The organism is Amycolatopsis sp. H20-H5 (genome assembly GCF_035828755.1).
Lineage (GTDB): Bacteria > Actinomycetota > Actinomycetes > Mycobacteriales > Pseudonocardiaceae > Amycolatopsis.
This window is the reverse complement of record NZ_JAYMZS010000221.1, coordinates 1-6,391: the sequence shown is the minus strand read 5'-3', so window position 1 is coordinate 6,391 and position 6,391 is coordinate 1. Positions and strand designations below refer to the sequence as shown.

The 6,391-nt window shown below is 69.9% G+C and carries 7 protein-coding genes; 6 read left to right on the top strand and 1 reads right to left on the bottom strand.

Annotated elements, in window-relative coordinates; translation table 11 throughout:
* Positions 1–428: 428 nt before the first annotated feature.
* Positions 429–1,553, bottom strand: a complete 1,125-nt coding sequence (locus QMK34_RS46555) for a glycosyltransferase (RefSeq protein WP_326421413.1) — start codon at positions 1,551–1,553, stop codon at positions 429–431.
* A gap of 29 nt (positions 1,554–1,582) precedes the next feature.
* On the opposite strand from QMK34_RS46555, the gene QMK34_RS46550 reads away from it, so the two are divergent.
* The 6 genes from QMK34_RS46550 to QMK34_RS46525 form a co-directional block, all read left to right on the top strand.
* On the top strand, positions 1,583–3,229 hold the full coding sequence (locus QMK34_RS46550; RefSeq protein WP_326421411.1) for a phospho-sugar mutase: 1,647 nt from the start codon (positions 1,583–1,585) through the stop codon (positions 3,227–3,229).
* A 24-nt stretch (positions 3,230–3,253) separates the two neighbouring features.
* Positions 3,254–3,706: a flavodoxin family protein gene (locus QMK34_RS46545; RefSeq protein WP_326421410.1), complete on the top strand. Its 453-nt coding sequence runs from the start codon at positions 3,254–3,256 to the stop codon at positions 3,704–3,706.
* A gap of 359 nt (positions 3,707–4,065) precedes the next feature.
* A complete protein-coding gene (locus QMK34_RS46540) occupies positions 4,066–4,479 on the top strand; it encodes a helix-turn-helix domain-containing protein (RefSeq protein ID WP_326421408.1) in 414 nt (137 codons plus the stop codon).
* 18 nt (positions 4,480–4,497) lie between these two features.
* Complete coding sequence (locus QMK34_RS46535; protein WP_326421406.1) at positions 4,498–5,019, top strand: hypothetical protein; 522 nt, start codon at positions 4,498–4,500, stop codon at positions 5,017–5,019.
* The gene (locus QMK34_RS46530) at positions 5,016–6,146 is read left to right on the top strand and encodes an MAB_1171c family putative transporter (protein WP_326421405.1); all 1,131 of its coding nucleotides are present in this window, start codon (positions 5,016–5,018) and stop codon (positions 6,144–6,146) included. The genes QMK34_RS46535 and QMK34_RS46530 overlap by 4 nt, the downstream gene beginning before the upstream one ends.
* A gap of 11 nt (positions 6,147–6,157) precedes the next feature.
* The coding region (locus QMK34_RS46525; RefSeq protein ID WP_442785369.1) for an amidohydrolase family protein at positions 6,158–6,391 on the top strand (234 nt) is incomplete at its 3' end.

Here is a 6,391-nt window from a genome sequence, read left to right as displayed (position 1 = left end):
CTCAACGGCACCAACGCCATCAAACGAACGACCGAACGGATCGCCCGCAGCCCACTCAGAGCGCTCGCTATCATCGCTACCGTACGCAACCAATGTCACTCAACGTGATCTTGCCTTTGCCGTGCCTTCAGGGACAGCAAAACCCCACCCCACCCCAACACCAACCACAAAACCCAACCACAGCTGTGGGCCAAGACCACAGCGTCTCCCCGAGCCCTGCGAGGGGAGACTTCACCGCCGCGCGCCCTCTTTCGCGGCCGCCAGGCCGCCCCAACTCGCGACGGCAGGTCGCCCCCGTTAAAGACAAAGCCGCACTTACGCTGGAAGTCAGGGGCGACCTGGCGGCGCGAGTTTGTGAGCGCGCTGGCCAAAAAACACAGGCTTCTAGCCACACCTCAGGACCCAACCAAACAAGCCTTCAGGGGCATTCAGGCAAACCCGGGCAGCAACTCCACAACCTCCCCCGGCGACGGCATCCCAGCCACCTCGGCAGCCAACCGGCCGGCGGCACCCCGGACGGTCTCATCCACCAGCAACCGCCGCGCGTACTCCCGCACGGCCTCACCGGTAACGGCCTCCCCCAGCAACCGATCCCCCACCCCGGCCTCGAAAACGGCCTCGGCGTTGGTGAACTGATCGGCTCCCTGTGGGAGCACGAGCTGCGGCAGCCCTGCCCCGAAAGCCCCCAGGGTGGTCCCGGACCCTCCGTGGTGGACGACCAGATCCACCTGCGGCAACAAGTCCGCCTGAGGCACCCAAGCCTCCAGCCGAACGTTCTCCGGAACCTCTCCCAGCGCCGAAACCTCGACAGTCGGCCCGGTTGCCACCAGCACCTGGACGTCAAGTCCGGCAAGCCCGTCGATGGCGGCCTTCAAAACCGGCACATCGCCCATCGCGGTACCCAGCGTGAGATACACCAAAGGACGGCCAAGACCACGGGGAAGATCTCCGGGCTCGTTCCATCCGACCGGCCGCAGCGGTACCCGTTTCGGGTTCTGCATGAATTCGGCCGACTGGACGGACTCCGGGCAGATGTCGACGAACGGCACATCCAGCGGCGGGACAGCGAACCCGAGCTCGGCCGAATAAGCGGCCAAACTCTCGCCCATCAAGGCGGCAAGGCCGCCGGAGTTCACTTTGCCGAAGCCGTGGCACACCGCGGGTACCCCGGCGAGCGCGGCCGCGAGGCCGCCGCCGGGGTTGGCGAACTCGTAGATCACCAGGTCGGGCCGTTCTCGTTCGATGAGCGGGCCGAGGCCGGCGACGAACCGGCGGGGCAGCATCTCGCCGAAGATGCTCGCGGCCAGCGGGATCAGCTCCGCCGGGGAGAGCTCCGCGCGGGTCCGGCCGTCGGCGCCGGGCCGCTCGGCGAACGCGGCGGAAATGCCGATCCCGGCGGGCGCGGCTTCGAGACCCGCTTTGCGCACAATGGGCAGATAGTCCTCCGCTGTCGCGAAGAGGACGTGATGGCCGGCGTCGCGAGCCGCGACCGCCAACGGGAGTAGGGGATACAAATGACCGTGGGACGCCAAAGACGTGAAGATCAAACGCACTCTTCGAAGCTACCCCGTACGCTGATTCGGTGACGAACACTTTGACCCCCGCGCTGCGCGACAAGGCCTTCCGCTGGATCGCCGACGATCCCGACGCCGAGACGCGCGCGGAGCTTCAGGGCCTGCTCGCCCGAGCGATGGGCGGCGAGCCGCTGGTGGCGGACGAGCTGGCCGATCGGATGGCCGGGTCGCTGGAGTTCGGGACCGCGGGCCTGCGCGGACCGGTGCGGGCGGGGCCGAACGGGATGAACGTCGCCGTCGTCACCAGGACCACCGCGGGGGTGGTCACCTGGCTGCTGGCCCAGGGCCATCAGGGTGGTGTGGTCGTCGTCGGCCGTGACGCGCGACATGGTTCGGAAGCCTTCGCGACCGCCGTGGCCGAGGTGCTCCAGGCCGCGAACTTTCAGGCGAAAGTACTGCCGGGCCCGCTCCCGACCCCCGTTCTCGCGTATGCGGTGAAGCACCTGGGCGCGGTCGCCGGGATCCAGATCACCGCGTCGCACAACCCGCCCGCGGACAACGGGTACAAGCTCTACGACAACACCGGCGGGCAGATCGTGCCGCCGTCCGACGGCGAGATCGAGCGCGCGATCGAGCTCGCCCCGGCCGCGGTCAGCGTGGCGCGGTCGCCGGGCGCCGAGGTGCTCGGCGAGGACCTCCGCGAGGCGTATCTGGCCGAGGTCGCGGGGCTCCCGCGGAGCACGACCCGCACGGTGAAGGTGGCCGCGACCGCGTTGCACGGCGTCGGCGCGGAAACCCTGCGGCTGGCGTTCGCCCGCGCCGGGTTCGCCGAGCCGCACCTGGTCGCGGAGCAGTCCGAGCCGGACCCCGGCTTCCCGACCGTCTCGTTCCCGAATCCCGAGGAGCCCGGCGCGACGGACCTGCTGCTCGCGCTCGCGGCCGAAACCGAGGCCGACCTCGCGATCGCGCTCGACCCGGACGCCGACCGCTGCGCGCTGGGTGTGCGCGAGCGGGACAGGTCGTGGCGGATGCTGCGCGGCGACGAGACCGGCGTGCTGCTCGGCTGGTACGTGCTGTCCACAGTGGACAAGGTGGCCCGGCCGGATCCGCTGGTCGCCACCACGATCGTCTCGGCGTCGCTGCTGGGCGAGATCGCGAAGGACCACGGCGCGCGGTACGCGGAGACGCTGACCGGGTTCAAGTGGCTGGTCCGCGCGGGCGACGGGCTGGTGTTCGCCTACGAAGAGGCGCTCGGGCTGTGCGTGAACCCGGGTTTCGTGCGGGACAAGGACGGCATCGCCGCCGCGGTGCTGGCCGCGAGCCTCACCGCGACGCTGAAGGAGCAGGGCCGGACGCCGCTGGACGTGCTCGACGAGCTCGCGTCGCGCCACGGGGTGTACCTCACCGACCAGGTTTCGCCGCGGGTCACGGACCTGTCCGTGCGCGCGAAGCTGATGGCCGGGCTGCGGGCCGAACCGCCGTCGAAGCTGGCGGGCGCCGAGCTCACGCCGGAGGACCTGCTGCCGGAGGCCGACGTGCTGCGGCTGAGCGGCGACGGCCTGCGCGTGGTGATCCGGCCGTCCGGGACCGAGCCGAAGCTGAAGGCGTACCTGCAGGTGATCCAGCCCGTGACCGGCGAGCTCGCCTCAGCTCGCGAAGCCGCGAAGGCGCGGCTCTCCACCTTGCGCGCCGACGTCGAGGCGCTGCTCACCTGACGTCCGGGTTCTAGGCTGGCCCGCGTGCCCACGTTGCTGATCGTCCACCACACGCCCTCGCCGTCGACGCAGGCGATGTTCGAAGCCGTGGTCGCGGGCGCGACCGATCCCGCGATCGAGGGAGTCGACGTCGTCCGGCGGCCCGCGCTCGCGGCGACCGTCTCCGACGCGCTGGCCGCGGACGGGTTCCTGCTCGGCACCCCGGCGAACCTCGGCATGATGAGCGGCGCGCTCAAGGTGTTCTTCGACCTCGCCTACTACCCCTGCCTCGACGCGACCCGCGGGCGCCCGTTCGGGCTGTACGTACACGGCAACAGCGACATGACCGGCGCCGTGCGCGGGATCGAGTCGGTCACGACGGGGCTCGGCTGGGAGAAGGTCTCGGGCACCGTGCTCGTCACCGGCGAACCGGGCAAGGCCGAGCTGGCGGCCTGCCGGGAGCTTGGGGCGACGGTGGCCGCGACGCTCATGTCCTGAGGGGCGGGTGTCCTGAAGAGCGGGTGTCCCGAGGAACAGGCCTGAAAAAAGTAAGGGGCCTGTTACCGGAAGCCCTGGGGGTCGACCTCCGGCAACAGGCCTGTTGCCAAGGGTTCGCCCAGAGGGCGATCAACCTTGACTTCCTCAGCGTACTACACGTTGGCCGATCTTGCTCATCAGAACACCGAACAACCTCTCGCGCCGGCTTTCGCACACCCCCAGGGCACAAAATTCGTCGCGAGGGGCCGCCCGGGTCGAGGGGTGACCTCCTGGCCAACTGTAAACCATTGCATACACTTGTCAACATTTGCGTACAGTGGGCAGGGAGTTACACTGCGCCTACGGAACGGAGGGTGACCATGCCTCGCCACAGAACCTTCGCCGAAAAGCTGAGTGCGCTCATCGACTCGGTGCGAGCCGACGACGAGGCCCCGCACAGCTATCGCGAACTGTCGGCGGCGATCGAGCGCGCGGACGGTCCGGCCATGTCGCCCGCGTACCTCCAGCAGCTCGCCACCGGCAAGCGGATCAACCCGAAGATCCACTACGTGGAGGCGCTGGCGCGGCTGTTCGGCGTGCCGGTGACGTACTTCTTCGACGACAACGAAAGCCAGGAACCCGAGCCGAACGTGTCCGGCGGCGAGGCCCGGCTGATGGCGATGCGCGCCCAGGAACTCTCACCCCAGGGACGCAGGCAGGTTATGGATCTGCTCGAGCTCGTGGAAAGGTATGAGCGGGCGGAGCGCGACACCCCGGACAACCGCCGGGGCTGAGCCGGAACGGTGGGGGCGATGAAAGAACGCGAACTGCGCAAGCGCTGCCGCAGCCTGCTCAAGAGCCTGGACATCGATCCGCCGCTGGACGTCACCGTCCTGTGCGAGCGCCTCGGCACGCACCGCGGCAAGCCGATCCGGCTGATGCCGTACCCGCTGGAGGTGCCCGGCCCGTTCGGCTGCTGGATCGCCACCACGACCGCCGACTACATCTTCTTCCAGCAGGAGACCACCAAGTCCCACCAGGACCACATCATCCTGCACGAACTCGGTCACCTGCTGGCCGATCACCATCCCAACGGCGACGCCGAGCCCGGTGACTTCCTGCCCAAGCTCGGTCCCGGCATCGACCGCGACGCGGTCCGCCGCGCGCTGCGCCGGACGTCCTACGACGAGGCCGACGAGTGGGAGGCGGAGACCGTGGCGACCATCATCCTGGAGTGGGCGTCCGTGCTGAACTACACGATCCCGCGACGCGCGGGCGACCGAGATCTCCGCCGGATCCAGGGCACCCTGGGCGACCATCAAGGGTGGTTGTGAAGACACTCTTCAATCCCGTCACCATCCCGGTGATGGTCCTGTTCGCGCTCACCCTCGGCTGGCGCGTCTACCAGCTGCAGCGAGCGCCCAAACGGCTTCCGCTGTGGGCCGTGACCATCGCCATCGCCTTCATCGCGGCGGCTTTCCTCTTCCAGCAGCAGCCGGTCGACGACTGGCTCGACGGACTCGCCGGGAAGGGCGCCGGGCGGCTGGCCAACAACGTCCTGCTGTCCTCGGCCCTGTGCTCGCTGCTGATCTTCTTCCTCGGCTCGACGCCGGGCCCGCGCCGACGGTTCAGGGCGGCGGCCGAGCTGGTCCCGCTGGCGATGTCGATCGCGCTGATGTGCGTCGCCACGGCGAGCACACCGTTCGAGGACCGCGGCGAAGCGCTGAGCCCGGACCGCGTGCATATCCCGGGCATCGCGCTGTTCTACCTCGGCGCGGGGCTCTACCTGATCTACGGCCTGAGCTCGTGCGTGGGCTGGATCGTGCGCTATCAGCGCACGGCGGACCGCGTGCTGCGCACCGGCCTGCGGATCTCCGCCGCGGGGCTCGCCGCGTCGGCCGCGGGCAGTGTGACGCGCGCGCTGTACATCGTCATCGCGTGGGCGTTCGGGCCGACGGTGCCGTTCCTGCTGCTGCTCGCCATCCCGCTGGTGAGCTTAGGCACGGTCGCGTTCCTGGTCGGCATCACCTACCCGGGTGCGCGGGCGCGGCTCTCCGCGCTGCGACGGCGGCGCCTGCACCGGCGCGACCACCGGCGTCTCGCTCCTTTGTGGACACTGCTGGTGCGCGCGTACCCGTCGATCGAGCTGCGCGCCGGGCCGCTGGGCTTCTGGGAACGGCTGCGGCCGCGCACCGTGCACCGCCGCTACTACCGGCGGGTGATCGAGATCCGCGACGGGCTCGTGCAGCTCAGCCCGTATCTGGACACCGACCTCACCACGCTGGCGGTCGAGGACCCCGGTGGCGCGGCGGCCGCGCTCGAGGCGGCGCTGAACCGCCAGAACGCCGGGGAGCAGAGCGGGCACCAGGCCCGGCTGGTGCTGCCCGGCGAGACGAACGACCTCGAATCCGAAGTCCGGCCCCTGCTGGCGCTCGCGGCGGCGCTGCCGGAACCTGCGTAGGGAGAACGTTTGTGCACACCGTGATCACCGCGGGCCAGGTCCTGCCGCGCCCGGCGACCCCGATCCGCGACGGAGCCGTACTGGTCTCCGGGGGCTTCATCACCGCCGTCGGACCGCGCGCCCAGGTGCTGGCCCAGGCGCCGGTGGACGCCGTGCACCACGACTTCCCGGACGGGACGGTGCTCGCCGGGATGTTCAACGTCCACGTGCACCTGGCCTTCGACGCCACGCGCGAAAGCGTGGCG

What these genes read in the sequence shown, in the direction of transcription:
- QMK34_RS46540 (WP_326421408.1), top strand. Translation starts at nt 4,066, where the DNA reads ATGCCTCGCCACAGAACCTTCGCCGAAAAGCTGAGTGCGCTCATCGAC.
- QMK34_RS46535 (WP_326421406.1), top strand. Translation starts at nt 4,498, where the DNA reads ATGAAAGAACGCGAACTGCGCAAGCGCTGCCGCAGCCTGCTCAAGAGC.